The 19,008-nt window shown below is 44.8% G+C and carries 22 protein-coding genes; 7 read left to right on the forward strand and 15 right to left on the reverse strand.

Translation table 11 applies throughout. The annotated features are described in order from the left end of the window. Positions 1-50: 50 nt before the first annotated feature. The 6 genes from rraA to mgsA form a co-directional block, all read right to left on the reverse strand. Positions 51-551, reverse strand: coding sequence for a ribonuclease E activity regulator RraA (rraA, locus tag ACEYKX_RS02915; protein WP_373766625.1), 501 nt, complete (start codon positions 549-551; stop codon positions 51-53). A 63-nt stretch (positions 552-614) separates the two neighbouring features. Beyond that, positions 615-1,859, reverse strand: a complete 1,245-nt coding sequence (locus ACEYKX_RS02920; RefSeq protein ID WP_373766626.1) for a PqiA/YebS family transporter subunit — start codon at positions 1,857-1,859, stop codon at positions 615-617. Continuing rightward, a complete protein-coding gene (gene rnhB, locus ACEYKX_RS02925; RefSeq protein WP_373766627.1) occupies positions 1,856-2,446 on the reverse strand; it encodes a ribonuclease HII in 591 nt (196 codons plus the stop codon). Before rnhB ends, ACEYKX_RS02920 begins: the two co-directional genes overlap by 4 nt. Continuing rightward, positions 2,443-3,336, reverse strand: a complete 894-nt coding sequence (locus tag ACEYKX_RS02930) for a folate-binding protein (RefSeq protein WP_373766628.1) — start codon at positions 3,334-3,336, stop codon at positions 2,443-2,445. The genes rnhB and ACEYKX_RS02930 overlap by 4 nt, the downstream gene beginning before the upstream one ends. A 79-nt stretch (positions 3,337-3,415) precedes the next feature. Beyond that, complete coding sequence (locus ACEYKX_RS02935) at positions 3,416-4,504, reverse strand: DUF6396 domain-containing protein (protein ID WP_373766629.1); 1,089 nt, start codon at positions 4,502-4,504, stop codon at positions 3,416-3,418. A gap of 156 nt (positions 4,505-4,660) precedes the next feature. Further along, positions 4,661-5,119, reverse strand: a complete 459-nt coding sequence (gene mgsA / locus ACEYKX_RS02940; protein WP_373766630.1) for a methylglyoxal synthase — start codon at positions 5,117-5,119, stop codon at positions 4,661-4,663. Between the two features lie 300 nt (positions 5,120-5,419). Here mgsA and ACEYKX_RS02945 point away from each other — a divergent pair, with 300 nt between their 5' ends. The 4 genes from ACEYKX_RS02945 to ACEYKX_RS02960 all read left to right on the forward strand — a co-directional run bounded on the left by ACEYKX_RS02945 (position 5,420) and on the right by ACEYKX_RS02960 (position 8,545). After that, entirely contained in the window at positions 5,420-6,403 is a 984-nt protein-coding gene (locus ACEYKX_RS02945; RefSeq protein WP_373766631.1) for a mannose/fructose/sorbose PTS transporter subunit IIB, read from the forward strand. Positions 6,404-6,418: 15 nt separating this feature from the next. Continuing rightward, positions 6,419-7,216, forward strand: a complete 798-nt coding sequence (locus tag ACEYKX_RS02950) for a PTS mannose/fructose/sorbose transporter subunit IIC (protein WP_373766632.1) — start codon at positions 6,419-6,421, stop codon at positions 7,214-7,216. An 18-nt stretch (positions 7,217-7,234) separates the two neighbouring features. Beyond that, complete coding sequence (gene manZ, locus ACEYKX_RS02955; RefSeq protein ID WP_373766633.1) at positions 7,235-8,062, forward strand: PTS mannose transporter subunit IID; 828 nt, start codon at positions 7,235-7,237, stop codon at positions 8,060-8,062. Positions 8,063-8,149: 87 nt separating this feature from the next. Further along, positions 8,150-8,545: a hypothetical protein gene (locus ACEYKX_RS02960; protein ID WP_373766634.1), complete on the forward strand. Its 396-nt coding sequence runs from the start codon at positions 8,150-8,152 to the stop codon at positions 8,543-8,545. 31 nt (positions 8,546-8,576) lie between these two features. Here the strand turns inward: ACEYKX_RS02960 and ACEYKX_RS02965 are convergent, their stop codons facing one another. Next, complete coding sequence (locus ACEYKX_RS02965) at positions 8,577-9,368, reverse strand: Cof-type HAD-IIB family hydrolase (protein WP_373766635.1); 792 nt, start codon at positions 9,366-9,368, stop codon at positions 8,577-8,579. A 199-nt stretch (positions 9,369-9,567) separates the two neighbouring features. On the opposite strand from ACEYKX_RS02965, the gene thrC reads away from it, so the two are divergent. Next, the gene (thrC, locus tag ACEYKX_RS02970) at positions 9,568-10,845 is read left to right on the forward strand and encodes a threonine synthase (RefSeq protein ID WP_373766636.1); all 1,278 of its coding nucleotides are present in this window, start codon (positions 9,568-9,570) and stop codon (positions 10,843-10,845) included. A 79-nt stretch (positions 10,846-10,924) separates the two neighbouring features. On the opposite strand, the gene ACEYKX_RS02975 is transcribed toward thrC, so the two are convergent. From ACEYKX_RS02975 to mnmE, 3 genes are all read right to left on the reverse strand, one after another. Continuing rightward, entirely contained in the window at positions 10,925-11,377 is a 453-nt protein-coding gene (locus ACEYKX_RS02975; RefSeq protein WP_373766637.1) for a hypothetical protein, read from the reverse strand. Between the two features lie 186 nt (positions 11,378-11,563). Further along, positions 11,564-12,157, reverse strand: coding sequence for an NAD(P)H-dependent oxidoreductase (locus ACEYKX_RS02980; RefSeq protein ID WP_373766638.1), 594 nt, complete (start codon positions 12,155-12,157; stop codon positions 11,564-11,566). A gap of 71 nt (positions 12,158-12,228) precedes the next feature. Beyond that, positions 12,229-13,587 (reverse strand): tRNA uridine-5-carboxymethylaminomethyl(34) synthesis GTPase MnmE, encoded by a 1,359-nt coding sequence (gene mnmE, locus ACEYKX_RS02985; protein WP_373766661.1) that lies wholly within the window; start codon positions 13,585-13,587, stop codon positions 12,229-12,231. A gap of 72 nt (positions 13,588-13,659) precedes the next feature. Here mnmE and ACEYKX_RS02990 point away from each other — a divergent pair, with 72 nt between their 5' ends. Together ACEYKX_RS02990 and ACEYKX_RS02995 are read left to right on the forward strand one after the other, a co-directional pair. Further along, positions 13,660-13,974: a MazG nucleotide pyrophosphohydrolase domain-containing protein gene (locus tag ACEYKX_RS02990; RefSeq protein WP_373766639.1), complete on the forward strand. Its 315-nt coding sequence runs from the start codon at positions 13,660-13,662 to the stop codon at positions 13,972-13,974. Between the two features lie 106 nt (positions 13,975-14,080). Further along, positions 14,081-14,707, forward strand: coding sequence for a glutathione S-transferase N-terminal domain-containing protein (locus ACEYKX_RS02995; RefSeq protein WP_373766640.1), 627 nt, complete (start codon positions 14,081-14,083; stop codon positions 14,705-14,707). A gap of 34 nt (positions 14,708-14,741) precedes the next feature. On the opposite strand, the gene xerC is transcribed toward ACEYKX_RS02995, so the two are convergent. The 5 genes from xerC to ACEYKX_RS03020 all read right to left on the reverse strand — a co-directional run. Continuing rightward, positions 14,742-15,644 (reverse strand): tyrosine recombinase XerC, encoded by a 903-nt coding sequence (xerC, locus tag ACEYKX_RS03000; protein ID WP_373780436.1) that lies wholly within the window; start codon positions 15,642-15,644, stop codon positions 14,742-14,744. Between the two features lie 6 nt (positions 15,645-15,650). Continuing rightward, the gene (locus ACEYKX_RS03005) at positions 15,651-15,941 is read right to left on the reverse strand and encodes a DUF5377 domain-containing protein (RefSeq protein ID WP_373766642.1); all 291 of its coding nucleotides are present in this window, start codon (positions 15,939-15,941) and stop codon (positions 15,651-15,653) included. Positions 15,942-16,013: 72 nt separating this feature from the next. Next, entirely contained in the window at positions 16,014-18,080 is a 2,067-nt protein-coding gene (gene glyS, locus ACEYKX_RS03010; protein ID WP_373766643.1) for a glycine--tRNA ligase subunit beta, read from the reverse strand. Positions 18,081-18,124: 44 nt separating this feature from the next. Next, positions 18,125-18,601 (reverse strand): OsmC family protein, encoded by a 477-nt coding sequence (locus ACEYKX_RS03015; RefSeq protein ID WP_373766644.1) that lies wholly within the window; start codon positions 18,599-18,601, stop codon positions 18,125-18,127. Positions 18,602-18,786: 185 nt separating this feature from the next. Continuing rightward, on the reverse strand, positions 18,787-19,008 hold a 222-nt coding region (locus tag ACEYKX_RS03020; protein WP_373780438.1), incomplete at its 5' end, for a hypothetical protein.

Raw genomic sequence — 19,008 nt, forward strand, 5'->3', positions numbered from 1 at the left:
AAAGCAAAGAGCACGTCGCAACGTGCTCTTAAATTTAGAATCAATCGTGATTATTCGCTGAGATCATCGGTTAAATCCAGTAATTCAGGCGATAAAATGATACCGGTCAAATCGGCGTAAACATAGTCTTCCGGCAGGAAGGTCACACCGCCGAAATTTACCGGTGTATCCACTTCGCCGTGCGTGTCATTATCCGCACCGACCGGAATCGGCGCCAGCGCCTGAATACCGATATCCAACGTTTCCAGCACATCGAGTTGGCGAACCGCACCGTTGACGATAATGCCTTCCCAACCGTTATCGACGGCGAGCTGGGCGAGTTCGCCATCAATCAATGCACGGCGAACGACACCGCCACCGTCCACCAACAGTACGCGCCCCTCTCCTTCTTCTTCCAACACTTCGGCAATCAGCCCGTTACTTTCAAAGCATTTTACCGTGGTGATTTTGCCGAAAAAGGACGAAACGCCGCCAAAACTGGAAAAAATCGGTTCCACGACATCAACCTGATCAGAATAAATATCACAAAGTGCAGAAGTATCAATGCGCATAGTATGTTCCTTTTTTAAGAATAACGGTAAAGAGTATAAACCTTTGCAAAATTTTGTTCAAATCTAACCGCTTGTTTGTTGGTGTTCCCGATGAATCCGCCACAGCATTCGAGCGTCCAAATAAGATGAGGCGATCATGGTTAAGAATACCGCGGCACCAAAGTAAAACGCCGCATCGCCCACGGAGAAACTGATGATTTGTCCGCGTTCTACCAACGACATCATTAACGAAAGTACAAACAGATCAAGCATTGACCAGCGTCCGACGAAGTGTACGTAATGCAGTAGTTTCATTTGTAGATGAATCGGATGCTGCCAACGATAATGAATCGCCAAAAGCAAATAAAACAGAATCGCCACTTTACTGAACGGCACGGCAATACTGGCAATAAATACGATGGCCGCCACCGTATAGCTGCCCAAGTTTAGGAAGAGGATCACGCCGCTCATTAATGAATCGGCCGAGGTTGAACCGGCTAATTCCGTGGAAGAGATCGGTAACAGGTTTGCCGGAATCATCATAATGACGCCGGCAATCAGAGCCGCCCAAACCCGTTGTAATTTGGTGTGATCGGCTATATCCAAATTGCTTTCGCAACGCGGGCAGCGATGTCGCCCTTTTTTATCGATAATGTTTTCATCAAACGTATATTCACACTCGGAGCACAGTGTCGGCTTACTCGGATGATCAGGCGGAAGCGAATGGTATTCGGGATAAAAACGCTCCCACCAGCGCTTCGGATCCACTTTAATAAAGAGTAACGTCGTTAATAATGCCGTGAGCACAAACGCTGACAGGTAAATGTCAAATTCCAAGGTCGCATATTCACGGACTTTATATGCCGCCACGGCAAGGGCGACCAAATAGACGTCCAACATCACCCAAGGCTTGATCTTGGTCAGAAAAATCAAGGTATAACGCGGGCGATGATGCAGCAAACGCTGAATGCGGATGGTCAGCACCAAGACGGCGAATGAAACCGGCATAATGACGGCGCAGAATAAAATCATAAATGCCGTGTAAGGGAAGCCTTGCGTTGCCATTTTCCAAATACCCCCCCACACGGAAGCGTAGATATCCACGCCCAACAGATCAATGTTCATCAACGGAAACATCAAGGCAAAGGGGAGTAAGATCAGAATGGCGAGGGCAATAATGGAACAACGTCCCAGCGACCAGCGGTTGCCCGATTGCAACACTTCGTCACAATTCGGGCAACAAGCGGTCAGATTCGGCAAATCTTTTGCAATACTGACCGTGGTATCGCATTCCAGACAACGTTGCAGATAAACTTTTTCGATTTTCATGATTGACTTAATCTTTGAGCGACCGGCGCAAAGCTTTTACGATGGTAAGGCGTCACGCCGAGTTGAGCTAATTTTTCCAAGTGCAGTTTGGTCGGATAGCCTTTGTGTTGTGCAAATCCGTATGCGGGAAATTGTTTATGCAATTCAGCCATTTCGGCGTCCCGCGCAACTTTGGCTAAAATCGACGCAGCACTGATTTCCGCCACTAAACTGTCACCCTTGATCACGGCTTGAGCCGGCATCGTCAATTTAGGCACCCGATTACCGTCAACCAACACAAAATCGGGTTGAACGGTAAGTCCGGCAACGGCGCGTTGCATGGCAAGCAGGGTGGCCTGCAGGATGTTCAGCGCATCAATTTCGTCAGGTTCGGCACGCCCGAGCGACCAACTTAATGCATTGGCTTTGATTTCTTCGGCTAATGCAAGGCGACGTTTTTCCGATAGTTTTTTGGAATCGGCAAGTCCGCTAATCGGACGATTCGGATCGAGGATCACCGCGGCGGTGACGACGGCGCCGACCAACGGACCGCGCCCGACTTCATCCACGCCGGCAATCAGTTTTGCATTCGGATAGATGAAGGTCATGCGGACTCTTCCAAACTGTAAGGCAATTCGCACAATGCCAGGGCGGTGTCGCCCGAACGGAAGTGCGCCTCTCGCTCAATATCTTTATTCAACACCACTTGTAACCATAAATGTTGGCGGTAGATGACGCAAGACAGAATGGTACCGGTGGATTTCCAATGCTCTCCGAGTTGCATTTCAACACTGGAACCGATATCGGGTAAGGTGGTTTTTTCGTGGATTTGACCGACCAAAGTGAACATCGCCCGTTTGTTGGCGCCGCGGAATTTTGCCCGCGCGACGGTTTCTTGCCCGATATAACAGCCTTTGGAAAACGAGATGGCACGCTCGATCAGTTGTAAGTTCGCCGCTTGCGGAATCAGTTCGAATTGATTGGCTTTGTCAAGCAGCGGCACGCCTTGTTGAATGTCGATGAGATCCCATAATTCGGCATCGCCGTTGGTTTCAACCTCGACATCGCCCCAAAAGATCGTCCGTTTTTGTTCGTCTTCAATCGTACAAGCGGTCACTTTCTCGCAAAATTTTGCAAAAATCTCACCGCTTGTCGTGCCGAAAATCGGCGTATCGAGCTCCGTAAAGGTGATTTTGGAAAAGACCGCGTATTTCTTGAGTTGAACAAGGGCTTCCGGCAGTAAATTTTGTCGAATGATAATAAAAAACTGTTCGGGCGCTTGGCGGTACAGGCGAAACAGCGCGCTCATTTTACCTTTCGGATCACAATGCGCCGTGAGAGTGTGTTCGCCGCAAGGCAATTTGGTGACATCGCAGGTTAATTGCCCTTGTAAATATTTTTCCGCATCAATACCCGACACCTCAATGAGTCGGTATTGGCTGAGTCGGACGCACAGTTCGGGTTGGTGATGCGTCACTAATTGACATCCGCATCGCATAGTTGCCTCTTATTATATGTGTTTTGGAAGATTGAGCGGGATCATACAATGATTCGCCGTTACCGACAAATCACAAACGTTATTTCGGTAGACCGGTTTGCCAATGCAACTGTGCTTTGTCCGCCATTTTTCGGATACGACGGGCGTTCGGCTTGACGGGTGGTTTACCTTCATACCAACGTTGGAATGCAAATGTCCCGTCCCATTTCGGCAGAGCCGTCGGCGGAAGCGGGACGATTTTCTCTAAATCGGTAATTTGTATACGGAATTGTCCCGGATTGCCGATGATTTCATACCGACGACTTTTTTTAAAAAACGGGTAAGTTTCAAAAAAATTATGAATTTGTAAGTAACGTTGGGCGCGTTCTTTATCCCGTGGGAAGTCACTGATATTTTCGACTTCTCTCGGATCGTACAATTTCGCCAAATAGTCAAGATGTAAGCCGAATCGGGCGTATTGTTGATATTTTTCCAAGACGTCTGCGGGCGTTGACGGCTCATTGGCTAACTGCTTGTACAAACCGTCAATGCCGTCAAAACTGTACTGTTGTGCGGCGCAACGGTAATATTGTTGTGATAAGTCGGACATAAATTGCTTATCTTCCGGAGAGAGGTACTCCGCCAAATAAGCCTGCCCGGTTAAAAATCCCATACGGTTTACAGCATCAAGAACGCCGAGATCGGCATAAGTGCGGGCAACATCCGGATCCCACGTATCAGCTTTGTTAAATGCGGCGTTATTCGGTAATTGTTGTCGGTAAAGCTCGGCAATCGGCAAACGGTACGGTTCGAAAAATGTACTGTCCCCGGCATTACGTTCGGTAAAAAATTGCATTAAACGCTCGGTGGCGCGGTAGTGACCGTTTCCCGCTGCAATTGCATAAAGCGGGATCAGTTCAAGTAGCGGTTCAAAGTCTATTTCATCCAGCGGTTTTTCAAAGTTGTCGTTATGCCAATGTAAATCGTGCCAAAGCGTATATTGGTAAAGGGCTTCGGCTTCGGAGGGAATGGGCGGTTTCGGTTCTGTGTTACAGACGAACGGCGATTGTCGACGGACTTTGTCGAGCAAGGCGTTCGCTTCCTGTTTTTCGGCTTTAATTTGCTCCGGATAGCATTCTTTCGGAATTTCACCGGCAGGTCCACCCAATGAAGTAGGAGAGCACTTCATAGTGTGACTGCATTGATAGAGTGTGAATCCGACCAATATCAAAAAGCCGAATTTAAAAAAGAGTGATGAAAATGACATGATGTTATTTTTTGCAAAAAATCGTAGAAATCAGACCGCTTGTATGATTGATTTATGCGGTTTTTTAATGTTATCCGACTAACCTAAACGTTCTTTCAGATAACGCTCGTAATCCGGGATAACAATATTGACATCGCAATGAAACAGTTCGGATTGTAATAAAAAATCCGCCGTCGTTTGATTGATGGCGACGGGAATATTCCATACCGTGGCAATCCGCATCAGTGCTTTGACATCAGGGTCATGCGGTGCGGCGTTCATCGGATCCCAAAAGAAAATGAGCATATCAATTTTTTTCTCTGCAATCAGCCCGCCGAGTTGTTGATCGCCACCCATCGGACCACTTAATAATGCAGTGATCGTTAAACCGGTTTCTTTTGCCAATAAATTGCCCGTTGTACCTGTAGCATACAGTTGATGAAAACGGAGTACATCACGGTGTTTTTTGACCCATGCCAATAAACTTTGTTTACAACTGTCATGGGCAACCAGTGCAATTTGTTTGTGTGTTTTTATTGTTCGAAAAGTATTCTTCATTTGGTGTCCCCGACGAATCAAAATATGTAGCATAATACCGCTAAATACGTGTAATTAGAATAGCCGTATGAAACAAAATAATCAGCTTGAGCGAAGGAATTTCTCCATCATATTGAAATGTTTTCGGTTTTTTAAAATGTGATCTAAATCTAATAAAGTGCACTTACCTGTTTTGCTCCGTTTGACAAAAAAATCTCTTGGATTAAACTCCGTTTTTGCCAAAAGCAAACGTTTGCGTTTTGACATCCGGTGAAACAGCTTTGTTTCAAATCTCAAAAAATGATGTAGAGGTGATTGCAAATGGTAAATTTGATCATCGCCACTCACGGAAAATTTTCCGAAGAGTTGGTTAATTCTGCACAAATGGTGTACGGCGAGGTGGATAATCTCAGCGTTGTGACGTTTGTGCCGGGCGAGGGGCAGGATACTCTCGTGGAAAAATATGAAGCCATTATTTCAGGCTTTAAAACGGATAATCCCGTCCTTTTTCTTGTCGATTTATTCGGCGGAAGTCCTTATAACGCTGCTGCCCGCGTAGTGGCGAAACGCCCTCAAGACGGTATCGTCACCGGGGTAAACCTCCCGATGTTGCTTGAAGTCATGGATGCTTCGGCAGATGCAACAAATGCACAAGAATTAGCAAATCTTGCCAAAGAAGTCGGGCAGCTGAGTGTGAAAACCCTCCATGCCAAGGATGACGATACACCACAATCAACTCAGAACGCAGTAGAACAGCAGGCGGAAGACGCAAGCGAAGTACCGGACGATCGTTATTATGATCCGAACGGTCGCATGACCATTTCATTAATGCGTATCGATGATCGTTTAATTCACGGTCAAGTCGCGACTTCATGGGCAAAAGCGGTCAAATGTGAAGCGATTTTTGCAGTAAGCGATGAAGTTGCTCAAGATGAGCTACGTAAGAATTTGTTATTGCAGATCGCTCCGGAGCACTTAAAAGCTTATGTTATTTCCGTTGATAAAGCGATTAAGGTTTACCATAACCCGAAATATGCCAGTCGCCACGTTTTATGGTTAGTAACGAAACCGGCGGATGTTGTCCGTTTGATTGAAGGCGGGGTGAAGATCGACAAAGTGAATGTCGGTGGAATGACCTACAAAGAAGGTAACAAGTTACTTTCCGATGCGGTGACCGTCGGTCGGGCGGATGTTGCGGCATTCCGTAAGTTACTGGATTTAGGCGTTGATCTGTCAATGCAAAAAGTCGCCAGCAATCCGAAAGTAAACTTGACGGCGAAAAAACTGGATGAAATTCAATTCTAATAGGGGACTTTAATTATGACTACAATGGAAATTATCCTCGTCACACTGGTTGCCGCCATTTGCGGTATGGGTAGTGTGCTTGATGAACGTCAAACGCACCGTCCGCTTGTGGCGTGTACCTTAATCGGCTGGGTGTTAGGCGATTTACAAACCGGTATCATCGTCGGCGGTACCTTGGAAATGTTAGCGTTAGGCTGGATGAACGTCGGTGCGGCCATGGCGCCGGATGCGGCATTAGCCAGCGTTATCGCCGCGATTTTGATGATTAAAGGCGGACAAGACAAAGGCACCGCGATTGCGATTGCCATTCCGGTTGCCGCGGCGGGGCAGGTTCTCACCATCTTCGTTCGAACCTTGACCATCTTCTTACAACATAAAGCCGATGATTTTGCCGAAAAAGCCAACTTCCGCGGCATTGAATTCTGTCACTTTGCGGGGCTTTCACTGCAAGCGTTACGTGTGGCGATCCCGACGTTCTTCGTCGCTCTTGTGGCGGGTACGGACACCGTCACCGACGCCTTAAACGCTATCCCGGAAGTGGTGACCCGCGGCTTACAAATCGCCGGTGGCTTTATCGTGGTGGTCGGTTATGCGATGGTTATTAACATGATGCGTGCCGGTGCGTTAATGCCGTTCTTCTTTATCGGTTTCGTGATCGCGTCATTCTCAAACTACAACTTGGTCGGTTTAGGCTTCTTAGGCGCATGTTTAGCGATGATTTATATTCAATTAAATCCGCGCTTTAACCAAGCTCATTTACCGCAGCGTACCGCGTCTAAAAAATTAGCGGATAACGAATTAGAAGGTCTATAAGACAAGAGGAATAATATTATGTCTGAGAAAAAACAATTAACCGCCGCAGATATTCGCGCAACTTACTGGCGTTCAACATTCTTACTCGGCTCGTTTAACTTTGAGCGGATGCAAGCCATGGGATTTTGCGTATCCATGATCCCGGCAATCAAACGCTTCTACACAACCAAAGAAGATCAAGCGGCGGCATTAAAACGCCATTTGGAATTCTTTAATACCCAGCCTTGGGTCGGTTCGGCGATTATGGGCGTCACTGCGGCAATGGAACAAGAGCGTGCCAACGGTGCGGACATTGACGATGCGGCAATCAGCGGGGTGAAAGTCGGTTTAATGGGGCCGCTCGCCGGTGTCGGTGACCCGATTTTCTGGGGAACCTTACGTCCGGTATTGGCGGCGTTGGGTGCCGGTTTGGCGATTAGCGGCAGCTTGTTAGGTCCGCTACTTTTCTTTATCGGTATCAACTTATTCCGTTCGTTAACCCGTTGGTACGGTTTTAAATACGGTTATGAAAAAGGTACGGAGATCGTGAGCGATATGGGCGGCGGTCGTTTGCAAAAACTCACGCAGGGGGCGTCGATTCTCGGTCTCTTTGTGATGGGATCGCTGGTATCGAAATGGACGAGTATCAATATTCCGCTTGAACTTTCCCGCTATACCAACCAAGCGGGACAAGAAGTCGTTACAACAGTTCAAAGCGTACTTAACGATTTGTTACCTGGTTTAGCCGCCTTGTTGTTAACCTTCTTATGTATGTGGTTATTACGTAAAAAAGTGAATGCGATGTACATTATTTTCGCCCTCTTCGGAGTAGGGATTGTCGGCTATCACTTCGGTGTGTTAGCTTAAATTTAGTCCAAAAAAATCATAAGGGCGTAGTCATATACGCCCTTATTGTTATAATACAAGCGGTTAGTTTTTCGAGAAATTTTACAAATGAACTTCAAAGACCTTCTTAAAGCACCGCCTGAACAGGGCTATATCAAAAACAGCTCCAAGCTTGTGACGGGGCTTTTCATCGTTGCCGGCATATTGTATTACCCGACGGACGGCTACGGTGCGGTGATTGCACTGGCGTTGGCGGTGTTTGTTTTGATGGGGCAGAAGCTTCTGATTTCCCAAACGAATAAATATTTTATCGAAATGTATGCGGCCAAGCGGCAATTTGAAGAAACGGGTAATCGCGATTATCTTGAATTTATCCGTTTACGCGGTACACAAATGCTGGCGGACAATAAAGTGCTGTCGGATAAAGCCAAACGGGAAATTGATGTTTTACTGGGGTTTGTCGCGGCGCAGCAGACGGATTTGCAAAATAATACCGAAAACTGACCGCTTGCAGTCGGTTTTCGGTATCACGATATTATTTAAAAATGTCATCCAATACTAACGCGATACCGTCTTCGTCATTGGATGCCGTAATTCGTTTGGCGGCTTGTTTAATCGGCTCAGGCGCATTACCCATGGCGACGCTCAGTCCAGCGTATTCCAACATATCCAAATCATTGAAATTGTCACCAAAGGCGACGACCTCTTCACCGCTGACGTTTAAACGCCGTTCCATAAAGCGGATGGCATTGGATTTGGTCGCTTGTTTATTCATGATTTCCAAATATTCGTTTTTCGAACGATGAATGGAAAGCTGTGGATATTGCGGTTTAAGTTTGTCTTCCAACGCTTTAATTTCGCTTGCTTCGCCCATGACTAAAATTTTATGCACGTTACTCAAGTGAGTCGGTTTCGCTGTGGCGCTTAATCCCGTAATTTCGCCTTCTTGTATCGTCCAATCATTGCTTAAATCATTGCTGAACCAATCCAAATTCGCATAATGATTAATCGAAAGGTGGTTGTAATCGGCTAAATCCGCTTCTAAGCGGGCGAGATCCGTGTTATCAATTGCCACGCTGTACAGCGGTTGTAAATCGGCATCTAAAATCAACGCGCCGCTATAACAGATAATGGCGTTTTTGGTTTGTAATTGTTCGGTATAAGGCGTAATCGCCAACGGCGGACGGGCGGAAACGGGAATAAACGGCACGCCTTGTTTCACAATGCGCTGAATTGCTTGTACCGTCTTCGGTGAGATTTGATGTCGACTATTGAGTAACGTGCCGTCAATGTCACTGAAGACTGCGCGATAAGTTTGTGTTTGCATGGTTTTACTCCTGTAATATTTTTAATAGTTTACTCTGTTTGAATTCAAAATAAATGAAATGAGATCAACAAATAGCGATATTTTTATCTCGTACATAAATTTGCAAAAAACTGCCTAAATCCGACCGCTTGTGATTGACTAACCGAAGTGAACGGATACAATCGTTCCATTTCCGATTACTCATAATAAAGGACAACCAATGAACCTATACAACATCAAACACCCCGAAGAACAAGTGAATTTTGCCCAAGGCGTTCGCCAAGGGTTAGGCAAAGATCAGGGCTTATTTTTCCCTGAAGTGTTACCTAAATTTGACGACATTGACGCTTTATTAGCATTACCGTTGGTTGAACGTAGCCAAAAAATTTTATCGGCATTGATTGGCGATGAATTGCCACAAGAAACCTTAAATACAATGGTAAAAAATGCGTTTACTTTCCCTGCTCCACTAGCAAAAGTGAACGATGATATTTATGCGTTAGAGTTATTCCACGGTCCGACCCTTGCCTTTAAAGACTTTGGCGGTCGCTTTATGGCTCAAGCATTAAGTGCGGTGCGTGGCGATGGCAAAATTACCATTTTAACAGCGACATCAGGCGACACAGGTGCGGCAGTGGCTCACGCTTTCTACGGTTTAGAAAATATCAATGTGGTTATTCTTTATCCAAAAGGCAAAATCAGCCCGTTACAAGAAAAATTATTCTGTACCTTAGGCGGAAACATTCGTACCGTGGCGATTGAGTCTGACTTTGACGCTTGTCAAGCGCTAGTTAAACACGCCTTTGATGATGTTGAGCTGCGCCAAGCCATCGGCTTAAACTCAGCGAACTCTATCAATATCAGCCGTTTACTTGCTCAAGTTTGCTACTACTTTGAAGCGGTGGCTCAGTTGCCGAAAGAGAAACGTAGCGATGTGGTGGTTTCTGTACCAAGCGGTAACTTCGGCAACTTAACTGCGGGCTTAATTGCGAAAACCTTAGGCTTACCGATTAAGCGTTTTATCGCTTCAACCAATGCGAACGACACTGTGCCACGTTATCTTAAATCGGGCAAATGGGAACCTAATGCAACGGTTGCGACATTATCGAATGCCATGGATGTCAGTCGTCCGAACAACTGGCCACGCGTTGAAGAGCTGTTTAAACGTAACGGTTGGGATTTGAGCGAGTTAGGTTCAGATGCCTTAAATGATGCCGAAACGGAAGAAGCTTTAAAAGCACAATATGCGGAAGGTTACTTGTGCGAGCCGCACGGTGCGATTGCTTACCAAGTGTTGAAAGATCAGCTACAAGCAGGAGAAACAGGTATTTTCCTTTGTACAGCACACCCGGCGAAATTCAAAGAGAGCGTAGAGCGTATTTTAGACGTTGAACTGCCGCTACCTGAAGCGCTAGACAAACATAACAAAATGGAACTATTGTCAGATACAATGGCGGCGGATTTTATAAAACTACGTGAATATTTATTAATCAAATAGAATTTTTCTAGTTTATTCTCTGATCTCTCCCATAATTAATGGGAGAGAAGCTTTTACTAGACTATTTAAATTTCTAAAACTATTTAATAGTTAGACATAGTAGTTCTTTTATAATGTAAAAAATAGTGAAAACTAAATATCCCCAGAAAAATATAGGTGTTATACATGATTCTTGATATTTATATTCTTTCTTATATAAATTAAAATTTGTTTTTAAGTCTTCACTATTGAAGACAGAGTTATTTTTATTCCTGTTTTCTTTATAGAATTCTATAGGGTTTTCTATATTAATTTGCTTTGGTTTTCCCAGCCCAAATATAGATTTAATACTTGATTCATATTTAGATCTCTCCCAATCATTCTTTAGCAAGATAGATATTCTTGCAATAAACTCATTTTTATATTCCTCTTTATCTATATTTTCTAACACTTTCTTTGCAATTTCGATTATCTTTAAATCTGAATTATCATCAAATAGATTTAGTCGAATAGCTAGCTCTGCGATAAATTCATCTTTATTTTTTTTCTGCATTTTCCTTATCCATAGTAACTATTTTTATAGTGATTTCTCTTATCTTTTCCCGCCATTTTATTCTTTCTTCTGATATGTTTTTATTAAAATAAGATGAAAATAACTTATAGCTTATAAAAAAGATACTATTAATAGTTAATAATTCTATTGTATTCATAATTTAATATTTACCCTATGTGTTTAAATTCATCCAATGGAATAATTTTTATTTAATATATTACTTGTACTATTTTGAACCTCTTGCAAAATCCCCTGATAATCGGTACTTGGCAAACCAATTTCCCCAAAGTAATGCATATCGACCTTTTCAATGCCGCAAAAGCTAAACAAGCCATAACCTAAGGTATGCTCAAAGGCTTGCAGATAACCTTTTTGGCGATATTCTTCCACGGGATTGCCAAGGGTGACAAACTGCTGAACTCGTTTATCACCCAATAAGCCGATACTTTTTTCTTTGCCGTCTTTATAAGCGAAGCCATAAGCAATCACACGATCAAGATACCCTTTTAAAATTGCAGGAAACCCCATCCACCACAGTGGATAAATCAAGGTAATCAGATCTGCCTGTTGGAAATAGCGGTGTTCTTGAGCCACATCCACAGCATATTGTTGCTCAATAGTTGCTCGAAACTCTTGCCAAGTGAGTGTCGGATTAAAATCAAGCTGATACAAATCCCGCACAATGACATCGTGATTTGCGCTTGCTTGAATCACCTTGTCCAAAATTGCATGGTTAAAACTGGTCGGATTCGGGTGAGCATAAATAATCAAATGTGTCATAGTTCTCTCCAAAGCCTAAAATACAAGCGGTCTGTTATTTGCAAAATTTTGCAACGAACAGACCGCTTGTTTTATTTACCGATACAGAACGAACTGAAGATATTGCCGAGCAAGTCATCGGAAGTAAACTGCCCGGTGATTTCACTCAAGGCATTTTGTACCATCCGTAGCTCTTCGGCGAGCAGCTCGCCTGCGTAGAATTGGGTTAATTGCACGTGTCCGCGTTGCAGATGATCTGCGGCGGTTTCAAGCGCAACCAAGTGACGACGACGAGCGATAAAACCGCCTTCCGTTGAGCTTTGATAACCCATTGATTTTTTAAGGTGTTCACGCAATAAATCTACGCCGACTTTTGTCTGTGCAGAAAGGCGAATCACGGTGAAATTATCCGTTTGTACCAAGCTTTCCGTTTCGCCGGTTAAATCGACTTTATTACGAATCACCGTCACTGGTATATTTTTCGGTAATTTTGCTAAAAACTCCGCCCACTCTTGTTGGAAATGATCCGCTTGAGATTCGTTGCTATCAATCATCAACAACACATGATCCGCTTGCTCGATTTCATCCCACGCCCGTTTGATCCCGATTTTTTCGACTTCATCACTCGCTTCACGTAAGCCTGCTGTATCAATAATATGTAACGGCATACCATCGATATGGATATGCTCACGCAGCACATCACGAGTTGTCCCAGCAATATCAGTCACAATCGCCGCTTCACGTCCAGCTAAAGCATTTAGCAAGCTGGATTTACCTGCATTAGGTTTGCCAGCAATCACCACTTTCATCCCTTCACGTAAAATTGAACCCTGTTTTGCTTCTTGGCGAACATGGGCAAGTTGCGTAATGATCTCATTCAATTTGGCTTCAATTTTACCATCAGCAAGGAAATCAATCTCTTCATCGGGGAAATCAATCGCTGCTTCCACATAGGTTCTTAAATAAATGACATTATCTACTAACGCATGGATTTTATTGGAAAATTCGCCTTGTAAGGACTTCAAGGCGGAACGTGCCGCCTGCTCGGATGTAGCGTCAATTAAATCGGCAATCGCTTCGGCTTGGGCAAGATCGAGCTTATCATTTAAAAAGGCTTGCTCGGAGAATTCACCCGCCCGAGCGATCCGTACACCGTTGACCTTTAAAATGCGGTTGAGTAGCAGATCTAAAATCACCTGTCCGCCATGTCCTTGCAATTCAAGGACATCTTCCCCCGTAAACGAATTCGGCGCTTTAAAAAATAGGGCGATTCCCTGATCTAATACCGTCCCGTCTTCATCTTTAAACGGCAAATAATCGGCCATACGTGGTTTAGGGCATTTGCCTAATACGGCTTGAGCGACATCCGTCGCCAATGGCCCAGACACCCGCAAGATCCCAATCCCGCCACGCCCGATGGGTGTGGCTTGTGCAACAATGGTTTCTGTCATCATACTATTTTGTTTTTTACTGAAATTGAATTATTGTATCACCATTTGGCGAGAATAACGGAGAATAAGCGCATGCACTTTGCAGAATATCAACAATGGGTCAGAGAATTTTATCAACAACAAAACTGGTATGAACGGGATGTGTTTCGGCGTTTGGCTTATTTAACCGAAGAAGTGGGCGAAGTGGCTTGTGCGGTGCGTGCTATTGAAATAGGTAGAGAAAGACCGGATGAAACGGAGCAAAGTTTGGATGAAAAGCGAGAAAATATCTTGGAAGAACTCGGCGATGTGTTTGATAACTTGTTTATCTTAGCGGATAAATACGATATTTCGATTGAAGAGGTAATCGCTAAACATCAAGCTAAATTTTTATCCCGTTATCGATAAAAAACAAGCGGTCGGGTTTCGGCTAAAATTTGCAAAAAGAAACGTCTGCCGAAACGGGCGGATGATATACAATGGTATCGGTATTTATTGTTCTGTGAGGTAACGTATGAAACTTTGGTATTCCACAACCAGTCCGTTTGTCCGCAAGGCTCGTGCTGTCGCACATTATCACCGCTTACAAGATCAAATCGAATTACTGTTGGTCACCCGAGCGTTTTCCGCCGACTCTCCGCACAATCAGGATAATCCGCTAGGGCGGGTTCCGGCATTACAACTGGATAACGGCGATTGGCTGTATAACAGTAGTGTGATTGCCGAATATTTGGATGCGATCGGTTCGGCGCCGACCTTATTTCCGAAAGATGAGCAACGTTGGAAAGTCTTGAACCTGTATGCGCTGGCGGAAGGTGTACTGGAAAATCTTGTCGGGCTAGTCTTGCCTGAACGGATGTTCCGTCCTGAATCCGAATGGTGGCTGAGCCGTCATCAACAGGTGGAAGAGCGTAATGAGCGCACCTTAACATTAATTGCACAAGAGATTAAGCCATTCGGTACGGAACTCAATATCGGCACGCTCTACGTGGTTTGTTTAGTGGATTTTCTGTTATTTAGAGCCAATGTGACGGGCGCTGATCGCTATTCTGCCATGGGGGAATTGAAAGCCTGGGCGGATAGCATGAATGCACTTTATCCTTGTTTGGCGGAAACCGTGCCGGTGATGCCGCCGCAATAACCCGAAAACGGAAAAAAAGTGATGGCATTATTCATCACTTTTTTTTTCGTTTTGCCCGCGGGTGAGCCGAATCATAAATTTTCGCTAAGTGTTGAAAATCCAAATGGGTATAAATTTGCGTGGTGGATAAACTGCTATGCCCTAAAAGCTCTTGTACTGCACGTAAATCAGCACTGGCTTCCAACATATGCGTAGCAAAAGAATGGCGTAATTTGTGCGGATGAATATGGGTATCCAACGCCTGTTTTTTACCCCATTTCTGCATAATCAGTTGAATCGAACGATGAGAAAGACGCTTGCCCTGCCGATTTAAAAACAACGCATAATCTTTCGGTTTAAATGTTTTACGCACCGTCAACCAATGACGTATCGCCGCTAACGCTTTCGAGCCAATCGGTACAATCCGCTCTTTATTTCCCTTCCCTAACACACGTACTTCTCCGACGGATAAATCCATATCGCCTAAATCCAACGCTTGCAGCTCGGAAAGACGCAGCCCGGAACTATACATCAGCTCCATCATCGCCAAATCTCTAACGGCAAGCGGTTCATCGCTCTCAATATTCAGCAATTGCGCAACTTGTTCCGCATCAATATTTTTAGGTAAATGTTTACCGACCTTCGGAGATTTAATCCCTAATGCAGGATTGGCTTTCAGCTTGCCCTGCTTAACCAAAAACGCCAAAAATTGACGTAATGCCACTAACCTAAGCCCGATACTTTTTGCGCTCAAACTTTGTCTGTGGCTTTGCGACAAAATCCAACGCACAGTCGAAGCATCAAGCTCTTGCCAACGTGTAACTTCTGCTTGTTGTAACATTTCGCAGACCGCTTGTAGCTGACGTTGATAATTGCTTAGCGTATGGGGGCTTGCTTGCTTTTCAATGCGTAGAAAGTCCCAGTACGGTTGGGTTTGGTGGTAAAGGGGATTGGTCATAGACAATTACGCTAAGCCTAATTTACCGATTTTGACACCGATATTGCCTAGTGCAACAGGTCCAAGATATTCTGCTAAGAATTTAAACAGCTCATCAACACTATGGAAAATACAATGGGTTTGCACTTCGTTTTCAACTTTACGGGTAAATTCGTAGCTGACTTTGCTAGCATCAATGTGAGCGGTGAGATTTAAGTAAACCGTTTCAAAGTAATGGCTCATTGCCCCTTCTAACCCAGGATCGCTGATACGCACGTCCCATTGATTGCTGAATAATACTTCACTTTTGACTGACATTTTTTACCTCTTTGTGTTTGCAAATTTTTATTGAAAAAAGACCGCTTGTACAAGCGGTCTGATTGTCTTGTTTTATTGTAACAACGAAATATCCGCCACTTGTAAGAATAAGTTTTGTAGCGTATTTAAAATCGCTAAACGGTTTTGACGTAGTTTTTGATCTTCCGCATTCACCATTACGTTGTCGAAGAAGCTATCTACAGGCTGGCGTAAACTTGCCAATTTGTCGAGAACCGCCGTGTAGTCGCCTTGAGCGATCAACGGTTGCACTTCTTTTTCGAGTGCAATCACCGCTTCCGCCAACGCTTTTTCCGCAGGTTCAACACAAGCGGTAAGATCGATTGCCCCAATTGCAACATCGGCTTTGGCAAGAATGTTGCTCACACGTTTATTCGCTGCCGCCAATGCTTCTGCACTGTCTAAGGTACGGAAATGCGACACCGCACGCACACGGGCATCAAAGTCCGCTGGACGAGTTGGACGGCGAGCGAGAACCGCTTGGATAACGTCCACTGCAATACCTTCATCTTGATACCACGCACGGAAACGACCGAGCATAAAGTCCACTACTTCTTCCACAACATTTGTGTTGGTGAGTTTGTCGCCAAACAATTTCGCTGAAGTCGCCACTAAATCGCTCAGATCAAGCGGTAAGTTTTTCTCTACAATAATGCGTAACGCACCGAGTGCCGCACGGCGTAAAGCGAATGGATCGGCACTGCCTTTTGGTTGCTGACCGATACCGAAAATACCCGTGAGCGTATCGAATTTATCCGCCAATGCAACAGAACTTGCCACAAGTGATTTCGGCAATTCATCGCCAGCAAAGCGTGGCATATATTGTTCGTTTAACGCCACCGCCACTTCTTCATCTTCGCCGTCGTGACGAGCATAGTGCATACCCATCACGCCTTGCGTATCGGTAAACTCAAACACCATATTTGTCATTAAGTCACATTTCGACAACAAGCCGGCACGTTTCGCTTTGGTTTCATCTGCACCAATTTGTTTTGCAATTTCGCCTGCAAGCTGTTCAATGCGAGCGGTTTTGTCACGCAACGTACCGAGTTGTTGTTGGAACAACACGGTTTCTAAGCGTGGTAACTGATCTTCCAAACGCTGTTTTAAGTCGGTTTTGAAGAAGAATTCCGCATCGGTCAAACGTGGACGCACCACTTTTTCATTCCCTTCGATGATTTTGCTTGGATCTTCAGGGTTGATGTTCGACACAAAGATAAAGTGCGGTAAAAGTTTTCCGTCTTTATCATAAATCGGGAAGTATTTTTGGTCGCCTTTCATTGTGTAAACTAAGGCTTCCGCAGGCACGGCAAGGAAACGCTCTTCAAACTTCGCCGCTAACACGTTCGGATACTCCACCAAAGACGTGACTTCGTCTAACAAGTCTTCTTCAATATCCGCCACGCCACCTAAAGCGGTCGCTTTTTCTTGTGCTTTTGTAAGAATTAACGCTTTACGCTCGTTGAAATCCGCAACCACTGAGCCTTTTTCTTTCAACAATGCAGGGTATTGATCCGCGTGGCTGATTTGGAACTCACGCTCGCCTAAGAAACGGTGACCACGAACGGTTGTACCGCTTGCTACGCCTAAAATTTCGCCTTCGATTAGCTCATCGCCCAATAATAAGGTTACAGTGTGAACAGGACGCACGAACTGCTCGGTTTTATCGCCCCAACGCATTGTTTTTGGAATAGGCAATTTTGCCAACGCTTGGCTGATAATGCCGACTAACAAGTTTTTAGTCGGCTGACCTTCGATCACCGCACGGTGAACCAGCCATTCGCCTTTATCGGTAGCAATACGCTCCGCCTGCTCAACGGTAATGCCACAGCCTTTCGCCCAGCCCTCCGCCGCTTTGGTCGGCTTACCTTCCGCATCAAACGCCGCCGACACCGCCGGACCACGTTTTTCCACTTCTTTGCTTGGCTGTGCTGTCGCAAGCCCCAATACTTTCACCGCTAAACGGCGTGGTGCCGCCAACCATTCCACTTTGTCAAAGCTCAAACCAGCCTGGTTTAATTCCGCTTCAACATTCTCCGCAAATGCGGTCGCTAATTTTTTGAGTGCCTTTGGTGGCAACTCTTCTGTGCCGATCTCGGCTAGGAAGTTTTGTGTTGTCATTTTTCTTTTCTCTTGTAGGGTGCGTTTTAACGCACCGTTTGATTTTAAATTGAATCTTTTTCAATAGTAGCTTCACATTCCACAGGGAAATTGAGTGAGTTTGCAATAAAGCACGCCTGATGTGCATTTTTGTGTAATGCTAATGCTTTATCTACATCCGACTCTTTCGAAATTCGCACACGAGGTTTTAATGTCGCTGAAAGGAAACGCCCTGCTTGTTCGGAACTACCTTCATCCATCACTGCGATTGCCTCATCACAATATTCCAACACAACTATGTTATTGACTGCACAAAAATGTAAATACCATAATTTATGACAGGCGGAAATAGATGCCAATAACATATCTTCGGGATTCCAACGAGTTTTGTCGCCACGAAAAGCAGGATCGGAGGAACCTAAAATATCGGGTTTATGAGATGCCGAAACAATAAAATCCCTCCCATAGGTAGTATAAGATGAGGTACCCGAGCCTAAATTTCCAACCCATTTCACAATAACTTGATAGAGATGTTGTTTCATTATTTCTTTCCTTTAAAACCCCGATAATACTCGGCAGAGTAGAACATTATCATTTTGAATTTTTGCAAATTTCAGACAAAATCTGACCGCTTGTTACTTCCCCATACTGACGTATGGGGTTACGCATAGTGCGGTTGCTCCGCAACCTATTTTACTTGTCGCAGAGCGACAACACTATGCTTAACCTAGTACGTCAGTGCTAGGGCTAACTCAGCTAAATCCAACACCACTCTCTCATCTTCCAACACCAAAGCAGGAATACCGATATAGCCATTTGCTTTAGCGTGATCAAAAGCTGGGTGGCGGTCACGTAATCTGAGAAATGGTTTAAAATTTGCACCTCTTTGGGTAATATCCACCGCTTCGTAGTCCACGCCTAAACGTTGTAATTCAGCGACAAACGGGGC

Source organism: Glaesserella sp. (assembly GCF_041817755.1).
Taxonomy (GTDB): domain Bacteria; phylum Pseudomonadota; class Gammaproteobacteria; order Enterobacterales; family Pasteurellaceae; genus Glaesserella.